Below are 21,388 nucleotides of genomic sequence, written 5' to 3' on the forward strand. Positions count from 1 at the left end.
CAGCTTGTCAACTCGGGCACCTTTGATTCTGCTGGTCGGCATGCATCGCAGTGGCACATCGCTGCTGGGCTCATTGCTTCCACACCTTGGTGTTGCACTGCCTGGCGACATGTTTGCCGGCGACATACACAATCCGGAAGGCTATTTCGAACGGCGCGATGTTACGGATCTTCAAGAGCAGCTGCTCATCGACCTGGGTCGCTGGTGGCCAAGTGCCGCAGGGGTATTACCTCTACCAGACGGGTGGATGGATTGGCCGTGCACACGCCGTGCCGCAAACCAACTAGGCAAGCTTCTGGCCGATGAAGCCGAGCAACATCAGGGGCCTTGGGCCATCAAAGATCCCCGCAGCAGCCTCCTTTTGCCACTCTGGAAGGAGGTCTGCACCGACCTCTCGATCCCCTTAACGCTGGTTCACGCCGTACGCGATCCAGCCGAAGTGATGGTCTCCCTGCTGCGCCGCGACGGAAGCGCCGCCGGCATGACCCCTGTCCGGGCACAGCAACTCTGGTGGCATCACAATATCCGCATCCTGGAAGACAGCGGCGACCTCCCGCGTCTTGTGGTGTCCTACAGCCATTGGTTCCAGCAACAAGCCCAGCAACAACTCTCCACCTTGGGCCACTTCTGCTGTGGCGTTCCCCCCAGCGCCGAAGCGCAAGCGGCGGCCTACGCCGAAATCAGGCCGGAGCATCGCCGTAGCCAAAGCTCTGGCAACTTGCCGATGCCGATTCATCGCCGCCTGCGCCAACTGGAACGCACCTTGGGGGCATCAGCCTTGAAGCCAGCCAATCCCCGTCACCATGCCCCGGCGGCACCGCACTGGCGCGACCAGCTCCCTCTGCTTCCCCACACACCATTACCTTCTACGTGCCGACTAGAGGTCGTGGGCTATGGCGCCACCCCGTGCCACTGGAGCATTCACGCCTGGTTGCAACGCTGCCCGCTGCCCAAAGGCTTCCAGCTGAGCGAGGAGAAATCTGCCGAGCCGGTGGGACTCCACCTGCAATCCCTGGCAGTGACCCAGAGCAGCAATGCGCTGGAGCTGCTGCGCCAGTTGCCTGTCGTGCTCGACCCCGTGCTGGAACGGGTAGAGGAGTTGCGCCAGCAGGGCGTTCGGGCCTTCTGGCTGGACCCCGGGTCCCCCAGCAGCGGCTGGTTGAATGAGAGCTTTGATGCCGACGCCGCCAGTCAGCTGTTCGGCCTGCCAGCTCCAAGCGTGCTGAGCACCCATGGGGACATGCTGTGCCTCGGAGGAGGAGGCAAAAGCTGGGAGCAAATCATGCCAACAGGTGCGTGGAGCTTGCCCACCTTCGACAGTCTGTACGTCGCCAATGCCGAAGCAGCGCGACTGCTGGCCGGTTGGCTGAATGCATGCAGCAGTGCTGGCCTTCAACTGGTGAGGTTGGACCCGAGTGACTATGAGCGTGAAGGCCTGCCGTTTTCCGCACTGGATCGGCCCAGCAGACTCCATCACGACTGGCTGCCGCCGGTATTGCTGAAGACCCCCCTGAAGGCTGAAGAACTGCTGGCCGAACTGCACTGGCAGCGAACCGGCAAGCCAGCACCGGCGCCATGCCAGACACCGACCCCCCACTCCGAGGTGCTATGGGAAAGCGGTAGAGCAGGAGCCCGAGCATCCGTTTGCATCAGCCTCTACAACTACGCCGATCGGGTGCTCACAGCGTTGGAGAGCGTGAGGAGGCAAAGCCTCCGACCATTGGAGTTAATCGTTGTCGATGACAGCTCCAGCGATGGCGGTGAACAACGGGTGAGCGCCTGGCTTCGTGAGCACAGCCAGGTCTTCCAGCGCGCTGTGCTGCTACGCCATACCGAAAACGGTGGTCTTGCGGCAGCCCGAAACACAGCCTTTGCCGCCTCCGAGGCGGAATGGTGTTTTGTGCTTGATGCCGACAATTCCTTGGAACCGGAAGCGGTCGCCCTTTGCTTGGCGGTTGCTGAGCGCTCGCCATCCACAACGGCAGTCGTGCATCCCATGGTGGAGCTACGCAACGAAAGCTTGGTGGATGGGCAACCCGAACAAGCGCTTCTCTCCCACATTCCCTGGCAAAGACAGGCCATGTTAGGAGGCAATCAGATCGATGCCATGGCGTTGGTGAGGCGTGAGCACTGGCATCTTGTCGGCGGTTACACCCATATTCCTGGTGGCTGGGAGGACTACGATTTCTGGTGCAAGCTCATTGAGGCTGGGCTGCACGGGGTGATATGCCCACAAAGATTGGCGGTTTACAACCGACACAACTCCTCAATGCAGGCAAGAAAGACTCTGAGCCATCTCTGGTCACTCAAACGCATTCTCATGTTCCGCCATCCCTGGCTTCAACTCGATTCGCCCATCCATGCCTAAGTCCAGCACGCCAGCGACCTGGGAGCTCGAGTCGTTTCAGCTAAACCAAAGCACAGCTTATGTCATTGGCTGGCTATTTGTACCGGGCGAAAGGATTAACGATCTTTCCCTTCAGTTGCGCACACCTGAAAATGGGGGCAAAGAGATTCTGGTTGGCCAGATTATTCTGGACGCAGGCAAACCACGTCCAGATGTATTTCAGGTCCACCAGGCCCACCCAGAAGCCTTGGAGTCAGGCTTTGTGGGTCTGGGTGCATGGCCAAGACAGCCCAGGCGTGGCGATCGCCTTGTGCTGTCAGCGAGCCTGGACAATGGAGAAAGACTCAACCTGGAAATCCCATCGGCGCGATGGCACTGGTCACTCTGCCCAACCGCCTGGCAGCAACGTACGGCAGCGATACGGCAGCTGCTGCGCTACGGGAAACGCGCGCTAAGACTTCTGGCCAGCGGTCAGGTCGCAAGCCTGTGTGAAAAGCTGGCACGCCAGCTTGGGGAAATGCCGCAGCAATCACTTCCACCGAGACTCACAGAGGACGATCTGGTCAGTCTCGGGGCGAACCAGGGAGCTAGCTTCAATCTAATCATTGACCACAGACTGGGTGGCGGTGCCAATCACTATCGGATGGATGTGGTGAAACAGTGGTTGAAGCAGGGAAACACGGTGTTTACACTCACCTATCACCTCGCCAGACTGCAGCCGATGCTGATCGTCGAGACAAGAACTCAGCAGCTGCGCTTTGGCCTGGAGAAAGCGTCTGATCTTCTGCCAACCCTCTCAGCAATACCACTGTCAACCATCACATACAATACGGCAGTTTCTTTTGTCGGCGCCGAAAAGATTCCAGAGTTAGTTCTAAGCCTCAAGCAACAGCATCAAGCAAGACTCACAGTTTTGCTGCACGACTACTTCAGTATATGTCCATCTCATTTTCTGATCAACGCCAATGGCGAGTTCTGCAACATACCTGATCTTGAGTCCTGCCGGAGATGTCTTCCCAACAATCGCCACGGCTTCACCAGCCTGTTTCAAGGAGACGTTGCACAATGGAGAGCGGCGTGGGCCCCGATGCTGCAGCAAGCGGATGAAATCATTGCCTTTTCGCACAGCAGCATTGAGTTGCTGAAAAAAGCCTATGGACGCAAGCCAGGAAAACCAGTAGTCGTCAGGGAAGAATCAGTCACGGTGCAACCGCATTCCGTAGACTACATAGATACAGAGTCTCTAGTCATCAAGAATAGAGACCAGCTTGTCATCGGCGTTGTTGGTCAGATAGGATTTCACAAAGGAGCCGCATTTGTTCAGGGCTTAGCTCAAGAGATCGAACAGCAAGGAGCCATGGAGCGCATTGCAGTCATTGGCAGCCTTGAAGGCAGATGCAACCCTGCCATTGTGCGCCAGAGTGGCCCATACCAGCGAGAAGATCTTGCCAAGGCAATCCTGGAGTCAGGTGCCAACATCATGCTTTTCCCTTCCATTTGGCCAGAGACATTTTCCTATGTCACCCAAGAGATCATCCAGTTCGGTCTTCCACTCGCCTGCTTTAGCTATGGCGCACCGGCAGAACGAGTCAAACAATACGAAAAGGGGTTGGTGCTAAAGTCACAAGATCCAAGCGATGTTTTGGAGAGTTTGCGCCAGCTCTTCCAAGCCTCATACCACACGCCAGCTCCCTCCCAAAACACATGACTCAACCCGTACAAGTCTTCACCAGCGCCGCACTGAACTACATTCCCAAAGTGAGGATGCTGTTTTATTCGTTACGGCGTCATCATCCAGACTGGAAGCTTCATCTTCTCTTGGCAGACCAACTTCCAGATGACCTCGAAATTAGCCAGGAGCCCTTTGACGCCATCACACCGATTGTGGATCTCCAGATCGACGATTGGAAGGGTTGGGCTTTCTGCCACTCCATTACTGAGTTGGCCACTGCGATCAAGCCGTGGATGCTAGATCATTTACTCAACGAATCTGAAGAAGGCGCCAAGGTTATTTATCTCGACCCAGATACCGTAGTCTTTTCTCCCCTCACAGACATCCTTGAGGCACTTGATGAAGCGACCGTTGTACTGACACCCCACCAAACCAGACCAGAGAGCAGTCTTCCGGCAGTTATCGACAACGAGATCTGCAGCCTGAAGCACGGCATCTACAACCTCGGCTTCATTGGCGTAAGCAACACAGAAGTTGGGCGTGCCTTTGCCCGCTGGTGGGCTGAGCGCACCTATTACTTTTGCCGTGACGATATTCCAAACGGCCTATTCACTGATCAACGATGGATTGATCTCGTGCCAGCATTCTTCCCTGGTGTGGCAATCATGAGGTCCAGCCGCCTGAATGTGGCCACCTGGAATATAACAACCCGCGAACTTAGCAAAGATCAACATGGCAGCTTCCTCGTGGATGGCGAGCCATTGGGCTTCTATCACTTCACCGGTTTTGACAGCGGTGCCCATCTGATTATGGCCTGTAAGAATGGAGGCAATAACCCTGCTTTGCACGAACTGGTCTCCTGGTACTCTGACCAGATACGGCCACTTATCAACGATCCATTGACCCATCGCTCTTGGGCCTTTGGTTGCTTCGACTCTGGCTCGGCGATCTCCAAGGAACAGCGTTTGGTTTACCGGAGCCGTCGCGATCTTCAGAAGACCTACCCAGACCCATTCGCAGCCCATGGATTTGAAGATTGGTGGCGAAGCCAAGCCAGAAAAGAGTATCCGAAGCTATTCCAGGAGAGCACCAAAGCCGAGGAGCTGCGACGCTTCAGCACTCCCCTTTCACCAGGATACCTAGGAAGCCAGCCGCAGGAATCATTAAAAGCCCGTGCAGCAGATCTGTTACGGCAATCACTCCTTCAGCCGCAGACTGGCTTGCAGCTCGGACGCCGCGCATGGGAAGTGCTGCGCCAAGAAGGGCTAGCCGGTGTGAAAGCCAGACTCCGCTGAGCAACCAGCTCACCACCAGCGCCATCCCCACTTACAGAAATACAACCAAGCACTGGCCAGATTCACAGCTGTAAGCCGCAGACTGTGGTGGCTTCCTCGACCCCAAGCGTGGGTTATCTTCATCACTGGGGTATACACACACCGACCCTCTGCCCGCAGGGACCGTGTAAGGTCGGCATCCTCAAGATAGAGAAAAAAGCGCTCATCAAAGCCGCCCACCTTCTCGAATTCACGACGTCGTATCACCATGCAGCAGCCACTGAGATACTCCACATCCAGAACGCGATCCAGTGGACTACTCGCCATGACAAAGTGTCGGTCAAGCTTTCGTAAGCACGCAGGTTTAAGCCAAGCGGGAACAAATCGGCGACTGATCATTGCGAACACCGTGGGATCTGTTTTGCACAAGTGCTGAACCTCTCCCGCCGGGTTTTGAATCTGAGGAACAGCCAGGACAACATCCGGGTGGCTACTCAGCCAATGGAGTAATCGCTCAAAGCTCCCATCTTCCCAGCTTAAGTCAGTGTTGAGGGCCGCCAGCCATGGAGCTGGTTCCCCCTCCCTCTGGATGGCCTGTTCTGCCAAGGCCTTAGCCGCTAAGTTGACGGCGCGTCCATAGCCCAGATTGCTAGAACTGGTTAAGAATAGATCCGCTCGAGACGACAGCTCTTCAATCGATTCACCAGGAGAATAGCCATTCACTACAACGCAATAGCCAATCCGTGGATCCAAGGCTTCAAGGCATTGGGCCAATGTCTCCACTTCCGATCGGCTCGTGCGGTAAGCAACAAGTACGAGTTGCATCTGGCGCTGAATGCTGTTCACAGTTGCTCCAGAGTGATGCACAGCTTGACATCCGGCCGCTGTTGAAAGCCAATTTGGAAGAGCCGCCTCAGCCTCCTGGGCATCAAGGAGGCATCGATGGCGAAATGAATGGGGTGGCCAACGGAATAGGACCGCGGTGGGGTCATCGGCCAGTAGGGGCCGCAAGCAAAGGCCAGCGACCTGAGAATGGTGCTGATCACCCCAACCACCTGCGTAGCTTTTCGATCACAGGCGGGGCGAGAGACACGAGCTGCGTCCAAGCGTTGGCTGGGGTCCCAGTGACCTTCGCTGGGGGGAGCAGCCGGGCATCTGTCTCGTCGTGCACGGAGAACTGAGGGTACATTGCGGCAGCTTCGCCAAGGAGCGGGCTTCATACCCTGACAGCTCCCATCAGGATCAACACCTCGAGGAGATGACCGAGGCTGTGGATGGTGGGTGAGGTGCTTGCCCGCTGGTCGAGAACGGCCGTGCTCGCGACAGGCCTGCGCACGCTTCATCGGCAGCCGCTCCCGTTCGAGCAGCGCGACCTGGAGGAAGGGCAGGGGGGAGCCGAAGACGAGACGAAGCAACCGGTGGCGAAGCTCTGCCTGGGGACGTATGCCAATGCTTGTGAGGTCGATGGGACAGGATCCAATCTCTACACCGCTGGATTGACGATGGGGACCAGCTCCATTGCCGCAGGGCCTGCCTTTAACGAACAAGCCCCAATGATCTGGACAGGACGATCTTCCAAGACCCGTAGAACACGGAAGTCCACGACGCGATGAACGAAGCTTCGTTCCTGACCAGAATAACTGAGGATTCCACCTCCGATAAAATAGAGGCCAGGCCAGAGGCCGCCTCGGAAAGAAAAACGCACCTGCCAACGGGAGCCGGCAGCAAACTCGGCAATCTGCCCCCCATGATGGGGGCCGGCGTCTTCAGGTAGACTCTGGCCGCTGACGCGCTGGCCCGTGTGGCTCGCGATGTGGCACGCCATGACCACCTGATGCAGAGGTTGGTCAGCCTCATAGCAGAAGACCAAAACAAAGTCTGCGCCGAACGGCAACACATTCACTCGCTTCCCTGCACCTCGTTCAATCCAGACATCGCAGATGCGGCCGCCGTGACTCGGGTAGATCTCACTTGACTGGGGAGTCAGGTGAGGATCAAACCAGGCGTCAGAATCATTGCTGCCTGCTGGCACAGGCGGAAGGGCTGCAGTAATTGTCGGGACAACAGCGTCTGCAGGAATCGTCTCTGGTGGCAGGAAAGCACCATCCCACTCAGCATCGCTGGCGTTGATCAACCGCTGGTAGGTGACCGTGACCTTGGCAGGTGCGCCCAACATCCGAGCCTTGCCCTTGTGGAGCAGCAAGGCCTGATCGCAATGCTGAAGGATCTGGGCACAGCTATGGGTAACCAGGAGGACAGAAGTGCCGCGCTCCTTAAGGCGCTCCAGGTGGCTATAACACTTCTTTTGAAAAAGCTCGTCACCAACAGCCAGGGCCTCATCCACCACCAACACATCAGGGTCGATGTGGGCCTGCACCGCAAAAGCCAGCCGCACCGCCATACCACTGGAATAGGTCTTGACCGGCTGGTTGATGAAGTCTCCAATGTCAGCAAAGGCAAGGATCTCATCGAGCCGTTCTTCGGTTTCTCCCCGGCTGAGACCCAGCAACAAGGCATTGAGGAACACATTCTCCAAGCCGCTGAACTCTGGGTTAAAACCACTTCCAAGCTCCAACAAAGCGGCGACTCGCCCCCGGATCTGCACCTCACCAGACGTGGGTTCGAGCGTGCCGCAAAGTAATTGGAGCAGGGTGCTCTTGCCAGATCCATTGCGTCCCACCACCCCGAGGGTCTGGCCCAACCCCAAGCTGAAGCTCAGCTCCTGCAGGGCCCAGAATTCACGAAAGAATTGCTTCCGCTTGCCACGTAGATCCCTACCCCAAAGGGACTGCAGCAGCCGGTCACGCGGATGCCGGTAGATCCGGTAACACTTGCTGATGCCCGTGACCCGTACGGCACATTCGGAATCTGATGGAGAATGAATGACTGTCATTGATCAGAGCACATCCGCAAAACCGCGGCGAGCCTTCTGGAAGCCGCGAAAGGCCAACTCACAAACCAGCAGCCCCAACAAGCAGCCCCATAACAGATAGCTGATGGAAGGCGGCAGGCCATTCACCGCCACTTGCCTGGTCTGCTCGATCACCAGCACGAGAGGATTGAGGCTTAACAGCGGCTGCCACTGGGGCGGCAGAGCACTCAGGGGATAGAAAACAGCGCTTAGAAACATCATCAGGTTGACCACCACGCTGCTCACCTGACCAAGATCACGGAGATAAACACCCAAAGCCGAAAGCAGCCAGCCCAACGCAAGACAGCCACATACCATCGGCAGCCAAACCAGCGGAAGCCACAGAAACGTTACCGGGATACCGTTGCTGACAAGGCCATGTGCAGACGCAGAAAGCAGTCCATTCAGCAATTGAAAGGCCACCAGTACGACGACGCTGGTGAGGGCATGAAAGGAGGCGGCAGCCACTGTGACGGCCGGCAGGATCTCAAGGGGAAAGATCACCTTGGTAACAAGGTTTGAATTATCCTGCATCAACGTTGGCGCCTGATTAGCAGTTTCTGAAAAGAGGTTAAACACGATCAGTCCGGCAAACAGATTGATCGCAAACATCAGCGGACCACTTTGCTGCAAGTCTCCCCAGCGCGCCTGAAAAACCTGGGAAAACACAAAAGTATACACCGCCAGCATCAGTAGCGGTGTAAACAAACTCCATCCCCAACCCAGCATGGAACCACGGTAGCGTCCCTGTACCTCGCGCCAACTCAGTTGGGCCAACAGTTCCCGTTGGCGCCAGAGCGCTCCAGGGAAGCGCAGTAAGGTGAGTTTCACCACTGTTCACCCACTGCACCACCAAGACAGCTCATCACATGATGAGGACTGATGTACTGTGACTCTCTGCAACAGGAGCCCTGCAGGCACCGAACAGTCGGGAGCTCCCAGAAACAGACATTGGTGCGGTACATGGCGCCGGCACGTGAACGATCACCATCTAAGTTGTTTAACATCATGGCCCACAAAACGTCTGAAAAGGTGGTTAAAACAAGAGTCCAACAGGTACGCGGCTCGGATCGTTGCTCCCTTTTCCTACCACAGACTCTTAGGGAGATCCTGGAAAACCCAGTCCTTTCACGGGACAATGGCCTTGTGATCGCAGGTAAGGGCTGGGTTCATGGGAGGCAAGCAGCTGGGGTTCGGTGGCTACGAGCAGACCACAGCCAAGAAGCGCACCAAACGTGAGAAGTTTTTGGCTGGGATGGAGAAGGTTGTGCCTTGGAAGGCGCTGACTGATCTGATCGAGCCCCACTACCCCAAGACCAGCTCCAAGGGAGGTCGCCCGGCCTATCCGCTGGAGACAATGCTCCGGGTCCATCTGATGCAGCAGTGGTAGTACCTGAGCGATCCAGCCATGGAGGATGCGCTGATCGAGGTACCGATCATGCGCCGATTTGCAGGGATCGACCTGATCAGCGAGCGGATCCCGGATGAGACCACGATCCTGGCGTTCCGGCACCTGCTGGAGAAGCACAACCTGGGCGAGCAAATCTTTCAGGTGGTGAAGGCCCATCTCAAGGACCGCGGCATGGCTATGAAGCAGGGCACGATCATTGATGCCACCTTGATTGCGGCTCCCAGTTCCACCAAGAACAAGGCTGGGGAGAGGGATCCAGAGATGCACCAGACAAAGAAGGGCAACCAATGGTATTTCGGTATGAAAGTCCACATTGGCGTCGACAAGGACACTGGCCTGTTCCACTCGGTGGAAACCACCGCCGCCAATGTTCACGACCTCACTTCCGCTGCCAAGCTCTTACACGGTGAGGAGACAGTTGTCTACGCCGACGCCGGCTACCAGGGGATCGAGAAGCGACCCGAAATGGAAGGGAAGGGTATCGGTTTTCCGTGTTGCCATGCGTCCAGGAAAGCGACGGGCTCTGCCCGATACCCCCGAGGGACGGCTGGATGATCTGATCGAGACCGCCAAAGCTCACATCCTTGCGAAGGGCGAGCATTCGTTCCGCGTGATCAAACGGCAGTTCGGATTTCAGAAAACGCGGTTGCGTGGCATGCTCAAGAACAGCTGCAAGGACAATGTGCTGGCAGCCCTGGCGAACCTATTCATGGTGCGCCAAGAACTGCTATGCAAGACATGACCAAGGGAGTGGTGTGCCCATTGTGGGCAAGATCGTCCGTCATGGACGTCATAAAGGCACCTCGAATAATCAGCACACAACAGAAGTCATGCGGACATAAAAATGCCGCCAACGAGGCGGCTGTGCAAGCATAGATTACGTCAACTATTAACGAGTTTCCTTGAACCGCGGCACTTCTATTAGTAATTCATGCAACCACAGCTACGTGGTCAGAGCGCTGGAGAAAACGAAGGAAGTTGAATATCAGGTTCTTGAGGCCCCACCAAGCCTCGTTCCTTTCTGGCCCAATCTTACTTGTCAGCTTTCCACCCATAGACATGATCATACTGCCAAAGACATGCTCGACACAAGCTCTGATTGACGACTTAACACGATTTAATTCCTTGGCTGCGTTGCTCAGAGGATGATTGCGAGCGCCTTTTTCGTGGATCAGACTTTCGAAGCCACCGAGATTCAGAAGATCCTCAAAGCATTCACCTGAATACGCTGAGTCTGCCCAGACATAGTCATGTTCGTTTTCAGGATCCAGCAGGCGTGGAAGCATCTGGCTGTCGTGGATATTGGCAGGAGTGACAGCATATCGGCGGATGAAACCATGGTCAACATCGATGCAGATGCTGTTCTTGCAACCGTAGTAACTGATGCCGTTCTTTCTTGTCCAGCGAGCATCTAAATCCTTTTGCTGCAAGCGATCTTGGTTTTCATCCCAACCCTCAGGCAGCCTCCCGGCTTTGATTTCTTTGTTCTCCTCGCGGGTATTTCGTTGCTTGGGAACCGGGACAAGAGTCGCATCGATGATCTGACTGCCACGGGCTTGGAGACCCTGGGAGCGGAGGTATCCCTCAAACATCTCTAAGAGCTCATCGATCACTCCCGCCTTGCGCAGTCACTCCCTGAAGAAAGCGACTGTGGTGGCATCTGGAATGCTGGTCATCACACCAAGCCCGACAAACTCCTCAAGGGAGCGTCTGTCGTTCACCTGGAATTCAAGCTCTTCATCGCTCAGATTGAACAGCTGCTGGAGAACGAGCATCTTGAAAAGGATCAGCGGATCAATCCTCTTGCGCCCTGCATTGCTCTTGCGCTCGTGCTCATAGCCCTTGTCAAGCAGTGGGCGGAATGATTCCCATGGAATCGAATCAGCCAGGCTCTTGAGAACCGGCATTTTATCCTGGAGCTTTGCGACTGTTTGCTGTACGTCCAAGAAGCCTCTCTGACCCACCTTTGGCACGAAAATTATTCAACCAATCATAATCCAGATCATGTAGGAATCAAGCGCGTTGTTGATTTTTCGAGGTGCCCATAAGATGTGCCAACCTGCGGCCAACCATGGCAATGCTGAAGATGGCAGGTTTCCCTCCTACCACCCGATCATCAATGGCCCAGAGCGGAGAGCCAAAAGTGATGCGCCAACCAGGTACCTATTCATCAACAGGGTGAGTATCAGATCACCCAACGAACTCGCCCCAAGTCATCTGAATACAGTTGTCGCTCCCATGCGCTCCAGCGGGGATTGACAATGGCCATGCGGGCCAAGTCGTCTTGGTGGAAGGTGGACTCGAACGCTGTAATGGATTCCGGCTTGCTGTTCTCCCGCGGCGGCGGGGCAAAGGGGGCGGTTCCTGCGGGCAGCAGGGGCAGCAGAAGCCGGTTGAGATCGTCCTGGAGGTGCTCGAGCCTCAGGGCGGTGACCCCCTCATCCAGGTCGAAGTACTGCAGCCACCAGTCGGCGGCCACCCAGGTGCCGCCGAGACGCAGGGAATAGAACAGGCCGCTGCGCACCGGATCAAAAGGCAGGTCCGGCAGGTTCATGTGGCGACGCTTGTGCTGCCAGTCACTGATCAGCCAGCGGTGCAGGGGCCTGGCCGTGATGACGCGACGGCGCTGGCCGGCACGCCAGGGCCCACGGCTTTCGCGCAGGGCGATCGAATCGTGCTTCTGGGGGGTGTCGTCGGGATCAACCGCCACACCAGGAAGGGCCCGCTCGCGAAACAGGCGGTTCATCGACGTCCCTCCGGTTTTGGGCAGGTGCAGCCAGAGGAAGGCGTCAGCGATAATCACGGTCCGGTGAAGTTCTTCTGCAGGCGCATTATATGGACGGCGACTTGCCGAGCTTCCTGGGACTCGGAGTGCAGAGGGGCGGCACGACAACCCTGCAAAAAATGCTTGAGCAGCATCCTGGGGCCTTTCTGCCGCCGGCGAAGGAGGTGCACTATTTCAGCCTGCACTATGCCCGTGGTACGGCCTGGTACTGCCAGCAGTTCGCGCTAGCCGGGGCAGGGAAGCGCTGCGGGGAGATCACGCCCTACTACCTGTTTCACCCTGAGGCGCCGCGCCGGATCCAGCAGCTTCTGCCGGCGGCCCGCCTGATCGTGTTACTGCGGGATCCAGTGGAGCGTTGCCTTTCGGGGCTGTTCCATTCCCGCCGGCTGGGGCTTGAGCCCCTGCCGATGGAGGCAGCCCTGGCGGCGGAGCCTGGCAGGCTCGCGGGGGCGGAGGCTGCGCTGGCCGCCCCTGATGGCCGCCACCTGTCCCACCAGGTGCATAGCTATTTGAGCCGCAGCCGCTATGAGCTGCAGCTGGCGCACTACAAGCTGCTGTTTCCACAAGAGCAATTGCTGCTGCTGCGCAGTGAAGATCTGTTTACCGATCCTGAGCCGCTGTGGCGGCGGGTTCTGGCGTTTCTGGAACTGGCGGAGTGCCCGCTGCCAGGCGCGGTAGGGCGATGGAATGCCGGTGCCGGCGAGGCTGAGGCTGAGGCTGCGGATCCTGCCCTGCGACTCTGGCTGCGCCAGCAGTTGGCACCCACCTATCGGACGATGGAGCGCTGCTATCAGCTGCAGTGGTGATGCGCCTATCATTGCGTTGACCGGCTCAACTGCATATGGCTTGGTGGCGGAAAAGGAGTGAGCAAAAGATTGACTTGCCTCCCCAAGGTCCCGAGGGCATCCTCCAACTAGGCCATCGCACATACGTAGGCGGGTTATGGGAGGAGATCGGTGGTCTCCAGTTCGCTTTCCTGAAGCAGCAGGGGCTGCGGCCGGAGCATGTGCTGCTAGATATCGCTTGTGGATCCCTACGGCTGGGGGTGAAGGCGATCCCCTACCTGGAGTCGGGCCATTACCTAGGAGTGGAGAAGGAGCAGCAGCTGCTTGATGCGGGCCTGCAGCAGGAGCTGGGGGGGACTCTGCAGGCCAGCAAGCAGCCACGGTTGCTGTGTTCAGCTGATTTTTCCTTCGAGCAGTTGGCCACGCTGGTGGATGTGGCGATCGCACAGTCGTTGTTCACCCACCTGCCGCCGCTGCTGATTGGCCGTTGCCTGGAGAAGCTGCGGCCGTGGCTGAAGTCGGAAGGCCGCTTCTTCGCCACGTTTTTCGAGGTGGAGCATGAGCGGGCCAATCCCAGCGACCCCCACGACCACGGCTATTTCGCCTACACGCGTGAGCAGATGGAGAGCTTCGGTGCCACCCAGGGCTACCAGATGGACTACATCGGCGACTGGTGTCACCCACGCAATCAGGTGATGGTGGAGTTCCGCCACCAGAATTGATGGTTGCCCTCAGCCGCAGCCAGCAGATCGAGCTCTACAGAATCGAAAGTTTCCAGACCCATTTGGCTTATGTGGCCCGGGTGTACCTTGAACCTTGGGCCGCATTGTTGGGGGCAGCCGGTGGCGGGCCGGCCGCAGAGTCGCGTCTGGCGGTGATCGTGGACGATCGGCCCACGCCCCATCTGCGGTCCTGTGTGCTGAACACCCTGCTGATGGGACGGCTGGGGTGGCGTGTGAAGTGGTTCACCTCGCCGCAGGCCCTGGCGGCCAGTCGCCAACTAGTGGCGGATCTAGGGCCCTGGGTGGAGGTGATCGGGATCGCGGTCGATGGGGCCGAGGCGCTTAGCTGGCAGGCCTACAACACCTTGCTCAAGGATCCACAGTTCTGGAGGATGCTGGAAACCGAGCGGGTACTCACCTTCCAGGTGGACACCCTGCTGATCGAACCACCGGAGGAGGAGGTATTTGCCTACGACTACGTGGGATCCCCCTGGGCGCGCGGGCGAATCCTGTCGATGGATTTTCCGATCTACAGCGCTGAGCTGGAGCTGCAAGGGGTGGAGTGGGAGAGTCGGGCCCTGTGCGGCACCACCCCTCAGGGGGTAATCAATGGTAACGGCGGGCTGTCGGTGCGCCATTGCGAACGGATGGCCGAGATCGCCGAGCGCTGCAGTTCGCCGCCGGAGGAACCGGAGGATATCTTCTTTGCCCGCTGTTTGGCGGCGGTGAGCATCAAGGCGGTGCTGCCGCCGCTGCCGGTGGTGCAGCGCTTCAGCTGTGAAACCCAGGCCCAGCGTTGCAGCGGCGCCCATGCGGCCTGGCGGTACCTCGCCGCCGGCGAGGTCGCGGAGCTGCTGGAACGCCATCTGAAGCAAGTGATGGCGCTCACCGCCATCGGTGTGGCCACTAGCCGGGTGGCGGAGGGCCGGTGAGGCGACCCTGCTGGGTGCGGGTGGCGATACCGCACGACGACCTCCCGAACCAGCTAGCCGATGGCTACTGATCCTTCCGCCCCAGGACGCAGAGCTCGCGGCAGGTGGCGCTGGCCCCAAGTGAGCAGGAGGAGATCGCGGAGCGCCGGATCATGGCCATCGGCACTGCCGATCTGGATCAGCGCCTGTGCAGCGCGTCACCTGCCAGCGGCTCCAGGTCTGGCGCTTCCACACCGGTGTTCTCCGCAGACTCGATCGCCTGCTCCCTGGTGGCCTTGGCCTTGGCTGCTGCCGACTCGGCTTTCGTGGTGAGCTCAGCTTGCTCGGTCGCTGGTGCGTCGGCTTCACAAACAGCCGCCACTTTGGAGCTGGCTGCTACAGCTTCCTCCTGCCGCTCACAAGCTGCAGCAGCGGCAGTTTCCGCCTCCATCTCCATGCGGGCCTGGCAGATCCTGGCCAGTCGGCCCTGCTGGTGCCGCAGCTCCTCCGGCAACTCACTGCCGAGGTTGCCCTTGCCGTCGCGCCTGTCTTCCTGGGCAACCGCTACGCGGAAACCTTGCTGCTACGCGGATCTCGGCCCTCCACATCAAGGCATTGATTCATCCTCCAGCTCCTTCTCACGGGGCGACGGCGGAAGCAGAGTCGTCTGCTCAGGCGGCCAGGGCCGGAAGGCGCTGGGCTTCTGCATGCCCACGTCTGTCGCCCAAGTCCATTGCAGTTAAAGAGATCTTGGCTGATCCAGGGGCGTTGGTGGAGTGGCTGCAGGGGGCCTAGGCGCAACAGACTCCAAGCCCAAACGTGATTGCCTGCGCTGGAGCACGGCCCCCCATCGTTTCTGATCTGGCGCAAGAGCTTACCGCGCTGCTGAGATCAGCGGCCGAGGGACCCGCTTGCCACCAGATCCATCAGAGCCAGATGGCGCTGCACGCAGGATTCCAGCCTGAAGCGCTGCAGCACGGTGGTGCGGGCAGCCTCGCCAAGCTTCCGGGCGCGGGCGCGGTCGCCCAACAGCTCGGCGATGGCGGCGGCTAGATCTCCGGGGGAAAAGAAATCCACCAGCAGGCCGTTGACGCCGTGCTCAATCACATCCTGCACCGGCGCGGTAGCGGAACCCACCACGGCGCAGCCGCAGCTCATCGCCTCGAGCAGGCTCCAGCTGAGCACGAAGGGATAAGTGAAGTACACATGGGCCCAGGAGCACTGCAGGATCGACAGGAACTGCTCGTAGGGCACCTTGCCGGCGAAGTGCACGCGGCTGGGGTCGTACTGCCCCTCGATCTCCGCGAGGAACACATCCTTCCATTCACCCTGGGGGCAGACGGCGCCATAGCTAACCCCGCGCGTCTCACCGACGATGAGCAGGCGGGCGTCAGGTGCCAGGCGCTGCAGGGCCGGGATGGCACGCAGCATGGTGTGGCAACCGCGATAGGGCTCGAGGCGGCGGTTGACGAACGTCACCAGCGGCTGATGATGCGTCAGTACCGTGCCATCGGCCAAGGTGAGCGGTGCGGGATCCTGGTCTGGCCGGACCCGCTCGCAGTCGATGCCGTCGTGGATGACGCTGATGCGTTGTTGCCAGGCGGCGGGGTAGCTGCTGCGTTGGAAGTCGGTGGGGGTGACGCTCCAGTTGCTAGCCTCTAGGTTGAGCAGTTGGTTGGCCGTCTTGGTGCGGATGCGGGCGCAGCCTCTCCAGTCGGGAGTGCCCTGCAGTTCTGGATCGAAGTCGTAGTCGAAGCCGAACGGGTTGTAGAAGAACTCCTGGTAGGTGAGCAACGGCACGTCGGGCCAGATGTCGCGCAGGAACAGCAGCTCTCCCCAGCCGGGATGGCCACAGATCAGATCGGGCGTGAACCCCCGGCGCCGGATCTGATCGGCGGCCTGGGCGCAGGCCTCGGCGCGGATCACCTTGGTCTCGAAGTCCTGCACCCACGGGTGCAGACCGGACTCGTTGCCGCGGCTGATGCCGTAGCGGAGGTACTGCACACCCTTGGGCAGTGGTACGTCCGCAACCTCTATCCCCAGGCCAAGCAGCTGGTGGCCGCCCGTTGCTGACAGGGCCCGCAGGATATGTATGTACTGCCCAGGGAACCCCTGGTGAACAAAAAGCAGCTTCACAGCCGGTGCACCTGATCGGGAGATTATGGAGCGGCCTGATCTGCGCCCATGACCAAGCCGCTTCGACTGCGGGTGGCAATTCCCCACTTCTTCCGGGAAGGGGCGAGCGAAGCCAGTGGCGGCTATGGCTCTGGCCGGCGAAGTAATCGCCTGCCGCGCAGCCTGTCCCTGGCCCGCTGCCTGGGCAGCGTGCTGGGGCTCAACCGGGCTCGGCACGACTGGATTCTCAACATCGCCGAGCGCCAGCTAGAGCTCACGCCGGCTCCGGCCCTGGCTGGCCTGCCGTCCCTGCAGGTGGAGCTGCATCTGTTTGTGTGCGGCGAGCACTGGTTGCGGGAGGTGGTGGAGCTGTTTGAGCCGCGGCTCGTGCTTCACCAGCTGGAGTTGGCCGATCCGATGCAGCTGCCGCTGGCGGCGGTGCGCCAGCTGCTCGACATGGCCCCCCCCGCTGATCTCCAGCTCTATCTGGAGGATGATCTGGTGGTGCAGGATCTGCGCTATGCCGACAAGCTGGCCTGGTTCCACCACCGCACCGAACACCGTTTTGTGTTGATGCCCCATCGCATGGAGCCGAGCGTGGCCAATGCGCCCCAGCGCCTTTTTGTGGATGGGCCGATCAAGTCGGTGGGCCAGGGGGAGCCGGTGTGGGCTAGCGAGGAGCAGGTGGTGGCCTGTGGCCGCTTCTGGGATGGGCAGGAGATCAGCTTCATGGCGGCCTCCAACCCCCATTCAGGCAGCTTTTGCCTGAGTGAGCCCCAGCTGGAACAGCTGCGCACCGCCCCCTGGCCGCCAGCCCCGTTTGTGGGGCCGCTGGAAACGGCCGCCACTGGCACGGTGCTGGGCCATTTCCCAGTACTCAAGCCCAGCTGGGCGTGCCGGGACTTTCTCACCCTGGAGCACGGCAACCCCTCATTCCTGCGGCTCCTTGGCGAACTTCCCCAACGCCATCAACCGTAAAGACCCAAGGAGTTTGTTGCCCATAGAGCAGAAGTCCGCCTGTCACCTCGAACGCCTCTTCATCCCGGTGCTGCCGCCAGCGCCTGCTGTTGTGATCGATGCAACCTTACCAACCACTCCTTCGCAAAGGCCTTCGGCTACAGCAGGTTGTCCGTGGCGGCGATCAGGTGCCACCCACCGTTCACCTTTTCCAAGTCGCGCAACAGAAAGCGCCGCAGGCCACGAGTTTCCTTGATCTGGTCGTTCTCCGGCTCCACGACCGCTTTGCGCTGGGCATCGATCGCACTTCCCTTCTTCCTTCTGGCTTGCGAATCATGCGGGACGTGGCATCGGCATGTCTGGGCACTGGGCCTCGCTTCGGCGGCGGTGGCTGCCCGTGGGGCAACCGACCGGTGACGATGTAGGCATCAATGCCCTGATCAGCGCAGCAGTTCGCGTTGTGCTCGCTCCAGTAGCCAGCATCTAGGGTCATCTCCGTCGGCAGCGCGCCGGTGTTGCCGGTGGACCAGCTGGTGGACCACAGCACCATCGTTCAAATCACTGGCGAGAGCTGCTGCCGCAAGCGCGCACGGGAGTCAGCCCAACACCAGGTCGGTCGATAGGCGGTGATTTGGCGTCCTTACCGGGGGCATCAATGACCCACCAACGCGGCCGTCTACGTAGTTGACACCGGGCAGAACGGCTTCAGGAATGGATGAAGCCACGGACATTGGGCAGATCCGTTCCAGAGTGCTACTATCCGAGCCAACCTGGTCGGCTGAGGTCATTCATTTCGCCTCGACGGATTCCCGAAGCCGACACCATGATCAACAAGATGACATGCCTCATCAGCATTAAGCAGAAGAGAATCGCAGAAACGGCACCGGCATATCCACTGCTGGAAAGTCCGCGAGAAAGAGCAAGCACCAGAGCCAAGTCACAGAGTTGACGATGTTCACAATCACGACCTAGTGTTAGCGATATTCGTTCGTTCGAGGAATCATTAGCATTTACCACCATTCCTGGCACCGGCGCCAACGATGTCACCTCTTTCATGGGAACGTCCGGCGTTGACCTCATTCTGATCCAGAGTATTGACGAGCGCGTTTTTGCAGAGGGGCTGGTTGCCTTCGATGTCATCGACTTTCGGAGCAGTGCAGCTCAGGTTTCTGATTACACCATTCGGGGCTGAGACGGAGACGATGCCATCAGAAGTATTGGCACAAACGCTTTCAACAGCTTGTTAAATGGGAACAAGGGGGATGACATCATTGTCATCGACAGACTCACGCAAAGCTCCGCATTTAGCGGACAAGGCGCCGATGCAATCAACCTTGTAACTCTATTTGATGCGCCTGCGAACGGCAACCAAGGAAATGGATTTAGTCAATGCTTTTTCCGGAGCTTCATCTTCTTCAATATTCGGCGGATACGGCAATGACGAACTCCTGATGGGTAGAGCTTTCATCTCCTCGGCCATTCGAGGAGATAGCGGAAATGATTTGATTCAATTTTTTGCAGGCGCCTCGCCCGAGCAACAGCACTGTCAACGAGATGCCGGGAAAGACGTGATTCTTCTGCTTGGCAATGTGAGCAAAACTAATTCACCTTTATTCGGGGGAGCCGGCGATGGCACTCTCGATGCAGACGTCAATTCCCTCAGCACGATCCTATTTGGCAGCAAAGGCAACAAAACAATCATTGGCGGTTCTAACGTTGACGATCTTAGAGCTGGAGCAGGCGACGACTTCATTCGCGGAGGTCTGGGAGCTGACAGAATGTACGGCAAAGATGGCATCGAAGACTTCAACTATGCCGGCGGCTTGGGACAAGCGGAAACAGGCAACGTCGCAACAGGTGCGATCGATCAGTTGCTTGACTTCACCTCGGATGCCGATGTGATCAGTGGTTTCGGCACTGCTGGAGACGGTGAATTCGCTCTTGCTGGTGGCGCTGATGCAACATATGCATTGGTGTGTGCAACCATGAACGCATCTGCTGTCGTTGCGGATTACGTGCTTGGGGTGTATGGCAGTGGCAGTGCTTGGACGGCTGTGCTGTTCACGGAGATTGGCAAATGATGGCCTAGTTTCACCGCTGCAGGCGCTATTCAGATCGGGACTGTGGGCCAGTTTGCCAGTTCAGCCGAAGCATTTTCCGCCATCACGGCTTCAGATATTCTGGCCTGACCCATCAGCCGCCGCCTGATGGAGTTCCGGGGCATCCGCGGCCTGGAGCCCTGGGTTCACCTACAGCGATCATGCAGATTGGGAGGGACAGGCTCCGCAAACAGAGCCTGGAGGTGTTGAAAAGGAGAGGCTGATGACGGGCTTGCAGGAGCACCCTTTACATGGAATCTGGTATCACCGAGAGCAGCCATCAGTTGATGATTCAGCCTTTTCAACCCATCACCTGGCGGGAGTGGCATGGGGGGCCCCGCGCAGGCGGGCACCGATCGAAGCATGCACAGCCCCACAGTAGCGTCTGGGGCTGTGCATGCGTCGATCGGCCTGTTTACCTGAAGAACTTGTCGTCGACCTAACTGACGATCTCTGCTGAGCTACGCCGCATGGCATTCCACGGCATCCTTGAGTTGATGTACCAGCCTTTCTCGGACAGCCGCGGACGATTCCTCAGTCTATTTCTGCGGCAGCAACCAGGATTCGCCAAAGCCTGGGGCGAGCAGGCCTGGCGTTACCCCGATTCGCTGGACAGTGATCAAGGCCACACCACGGCGAGTGAACGGGCCGTGACGCACTACTACTCGTCGTCGATCAGGCTGAGGTAGCTGATCGTTGAGTGACGCCGCTCACGGTTATGGCAACCGTCGATCTAGAAGACCAGTTGGCTTTACTTCTGGAGGAATGAGAACAGGGCCTCGGTGTCGTCATCGAGGTCCAGCTCGTGTTTGAGGATGGAGAAGAAGCTCTCCACCCCGGCATTGTCCCAGCAGCAGCCCTTGGCCGACTGCTGCAGCTGATCTTGGGGTCTTCCAGCAACCGTCGATAGGCAGTGGCGAGTTACTGGCTGCCCTGAACGGTATGGATCAAAAGTTGATCGGATTCGATCTGGCGATGGCCCACGGCCCGGTTCAGGGCCTCCTGCACCACGGTGGCGCCTTATGGGCCTGCCGACCACGCGGCGGCTGTACAGATCGATGCGGACGGCCAGGTACCGCAAGCTGTTGCTGGTGCGGATTTATATGATGCCACCCGGCCAGCAGCGGCTGCTTGCTGCCGGAGTAGCTGGTGCGACATGGCCTGAACCAACCTCGGTCTCGGCCTTGATCGAGGCCCTGTGCATGGGCCGTGCGACACGATGGCGAGCAACGTTGCGAACGGCAGCACGCATCAGCTACTCCCTGAGTGTTCAGCGCGGCCTGGCTCGCCCGGAGATGTGATGACCACAATGGCATCTGAGTTGCAGGGTTGTACCTGAAGCGGATGCCCCAGGGTGAAGCGCAGCCTCGTCCGGGAGCTGAACCATGGCGGCTCGCCG

16 protein-coding genes and 2 pseudogenes are annotated in these 21,388 nt (G+C 58.8%); 9 read left to right on the forward strand and 9 right to left on the reverse strand.

From position 1 onward, the window contains the following. Positions 1-22: 22 nt before the first annotated feature. Genes KBY86_RS13070 through KBY86_RS13080 form a run of 3 tightly spaced genes read left to right on the forward strand, consistent with a single transcriptional unit; the run spans position 23 to position 5,314 of the window. Complete coding sequence (locus tag KBY86_RS13070) at positions 23-2,368, forward strand: glycosyltransferase (RefSeq protein WP_255141420.1); 2,346 nt, start codon at positions 23-25, stop codon at positions 2,366-2,368. Continuing rightward, positions 2,361-4,055: a glycosyltransferase gene (locus tag KBY86_RS13075; RefSeq protein WP_255141421.1), complete on the forward strand. Its 1,695-nt coding sequence runs from the start codon at positions 2,361-2,363 to the stop codon at positions 4,053-4,055. Before KBY86_RS13070 ends, KBY86_RS13075 begins: the two co-directional genes overlap by 8 nt. Further along, positions 4,052-5,314 carry a glycosyl transferase gene (locus KBY86_RS13080; RefSeq protein ID WP_255141422.1) on the forward strand — a complete coding sequence of 421 codons (1,263 nt, stop codon included), beginning with the start codon at positions 4,052-4,054 and terminating at the stop codon, positions 5,312-5,314. Before KBY86_RS13075 ends, KBY86_RS13080 begins: the two co-directional genes overlap by 4 nt. A 9-nt stretch (positions 5,315-5,323) precedes the next feature. Here KBY86_RS13080 and KBY86_RS13085 read toward each other — a convergent pair whose 3' ends face one another. The 3 genes from KBY86_RS13085 to KBY86_RS13095 form a co-directional block, all read right to left on the reverse strand. Further along, the gene (locus KBY86_RS13085; protein ID WP_255141423.1) at positions 5,324-6,139 is read right to left on the reverse strand and encodes a galactosyltransferase-related protein; all 816 of its coding nucleotides are present in this window, start codon (positions 6,137-6,139) and stop codon (positions 5,324-5,326) included. A gap of 637 nt (positions 6,140-6,776) precedes the next feature. Then, positions 6,777-8,186, reverse strand: coding sequence for an ABC transporter ATP-binding protein (locus KBY86_RS13090; protein WP_255141424.1), 1,410 nt, complete (start codon positions 8,184-8,186; stop codon positions 6,777-6,779). A 3-nt stretch (positions 8,187-8,189) separates the two neighbouring features. Beyond that, positions 8,190-9,035, reverse strand: a complete 846-nt coding sequence (locus KBY86_RS13095) for an ABC transporter permease (RefSeq protein ID WP_255141425.1) — start codon at positions 9,033-9,035, stop codon at positions 8,190-8,192. 340 nt (positions 9,036-9,375) lie between these two features. Here KBY86_RS13095 and KBY86_RS13100 point away from each other — a divergent pair. Continuing rightward, positions 9,376-10,357: pseudogene (locus KBY86_RS13100) on the forward strand (IS5 family transposase). 187 nt (positions 10,358-10,544) lie between these two features. On the opposite strand, the gene KBY86_RS13105 reads toward KBY86_RS13100, so the two are convergent. The 3 genes from KBY86_RS13105 to KBY86_RS13115 form a co-directional block, all read right to left on the reverse strand. After that, entirely contained in the window at positions 10,545-11,228 is a 684-nt protein-coding gene (locus KBY86_RS13105) for an IS5 family transposase (protein ID WP_255141426.1), read from the reverse strand. Positions 11,229-11,243: 15 nt separating this feature from the next. Further along, positions 11,244-11,522, reverse strand: coding sequence for a transposase (locus KBY86_RS13110; protein WP_255141427.1), 279 nt, complete (start codon positions 11,520-11,522; stop codon positions 11,244-11,246). A gap of 278 nt (positions 11,523-11,800) precedes the next feature. Continuing rightward, the gene (locus tag KBY86_RS13115; protein ID WP_255141428.1) at positions 11,801-12,418 is read right to left on the reverse strand and encodes a hypothetical protein; all 618 of its coding nucleotides are present in this window, start codon (positions 12,416-12,418) and stop codon (positions 11,801-11,803) included. Between the two features lie 32 nt (positions 12,419-12,450). On the opposite strand from KBY86_RS13115, the gene KBY86_RS13120 reads away from it, so the two are divergent. From KBY86_RS13120 to KBY86_RS13130, 3 genes are all read left to right on the forward strand, one after another. Beyond that, a complete protein-coding gene (locus KBY86_RS13120) occupies positions 12,451-13,206 on the forward strand; it encodes a sulfotransferase (RefSeq protein WP_255141429.1) in 756 nt (251 codons plus the stop codon). A gap of 74 nt (positions 13,207-13,280) precedes the next feature. After that, positions 13,281-13,907, forward strand: a complete 627-nt coding sequence (locus KBY86_RS13125) for a class I SAM-dependent methyltransferase (RefSeq protein WP_255141430.1) — start codon at positions 13,281-13,283, stop codon at positions 13,905-13,907. Beyond that, positions 13,907-14,839 carry a DUF5672 family protein gene (locus KBY86_RS13130; RefSeq protein WP_255141431.1) on the forward strand — a complete coding sequence of 311 codons (933 nt, stop codon included), beginning with the start codon at positions 13,907-13,909 and terminating at the stop codon, positions 14,837-14,839. Before KBY86_RS13125 ends, KBY86_RS13130 begins: the two co-directional genes overlap by 1 nt. 178 nt (positions 14,840-15,017) lie before the next feature. Here KBY86_RS13130 and KBY86_RS13135 read toward each other — a convergent pair whose 3' ends face one another. Next, positions 15,018-15,332, reverse strand: a complete 315-nt coding sequence (locus KBY86_RS13135; protein WP_255141432.1) for a hypothetical protein — start codon at positions 15,330-15,332, stop codon at positions 15,018-15,020. 377 nt (positions 15,333-15,709) lie between these two features. After that, on the reverse strand, positions 15,710-16,822 hold the full coding sequence (locus tag KBY86_RS13140; RefSeq protein ID WP_255141433.1) for a glycosyltransferase: 1,113 nt from the start codon (positions 16,820-16,822) through the stop codon (positions 15,710-15,712). Positions 16,823-17,002: 180 nt separating this feature from the next. Here KBY86_RS13140 and KBY86_RS13145 point away from each other — a divergent pair, with 180 nt between their 5' ends. Continuing rightward, entirely contained in the window at positions 17,003-17,911 is a 909-nt protein-coding gene (locus tag KBY86_RS13145) for a hypothetical protein (protein ID WP_255141434.1), read from the forward strand. 137 nt (positions 17,912-18,048) lie between these two features. On the opposite strand, the pseudogene KBY86_RS13150 reads toward KBY86_RS13145, so the two are convergent. Beyond that, positions 18,049-18,210, reverse strand: a pseudogene (locus KBY86_RS13150) (transposase); the annotation flags it as partial. 1,029 nt (positions 18,211-19,239) lie between these two features. Between KBY86_RS13150 and KBY86_RS13155 the strand changes: the two are divergent. Next, on the forward strand, positions 19,240-19,971 hold the full coding sequence (locus KBY86_RS13155) for a hypothetical protein (RefSeq protein WP_255141435.1): 732 nt from the start codon (positions 19,240-19,242) through the stop codon (positions 19,969-19,971). Positions 19,972-21,388 lie beyond the last annotated feature (1,417 nt).

The organism is Synechococcus sp. Lug-A, from assembly GCF_024345655.1.
Taxonomy (GTDB): Bacteria; Cyanobacteriota; Cyanobacteriia; order PCC-6307; family Cyanobiaceae; genus MW101C3.

Bases quoted from the DNA above. Each gene is read 5' to 3' on its own strand.
- KBY86_RS13130 (WP_255141431.1), top strand. From the start codon at position 13,907: ATGGTTGCCCTCAGCCGCAGCCAGCAGATCGAGCTCTACAGAATCGAA.
- KBY86_RS13090 (WP_255141424.1), bottom strand. From the start codon at position 8,186: ATGACAGTCATTCATTCTCCATCAGATTCCGAATGTGCCGTACGGGTC.
- KBY86_RS13120 (WP_255141429.1), top strand. From the start codon at position 12,451: ATGGACGGCGACTTGCCGAGCTTCCTGGGACTCGGAGTGCAGAGGGGC.
- KBY86_RS13075 (WP_255141421.1), top strand. From the start codon at position 2,361: ATGCCTAAGTCCAGCACGCCAGCGACCTGGGAGCTCGAGTCGTTTCAG.
- KBY86_RS13155 (WP_255141435.1), top strand. From the start codon at position 19,240: ATGCGCCTGCGAACGGCAACCAAGGAAATGGATTTAGTCAATGCTTTT.
- KBY86_RS13080 (WP_255141422.1), top strand. From the start codon at position 4,052: ATGACTCAACCCGTACAAGTCTTCACCAGCGCCGCACTGAACTACATT.
- KBY86_RS13145 (WP_255141434.1), top strand. From the start codon at position 17,003: ATGACCAAGCCGCTTCGACTGCGGGTGGCAATTCCCCACTTCTTCCGG.
- KBY86_RS13110 (WP_255141427.1), bottom strand. From the start codon at position 11,522: ATGCCGGTTCTCAAGAGCCTGGCTGATTCGATTCCATGGGAATCATTC.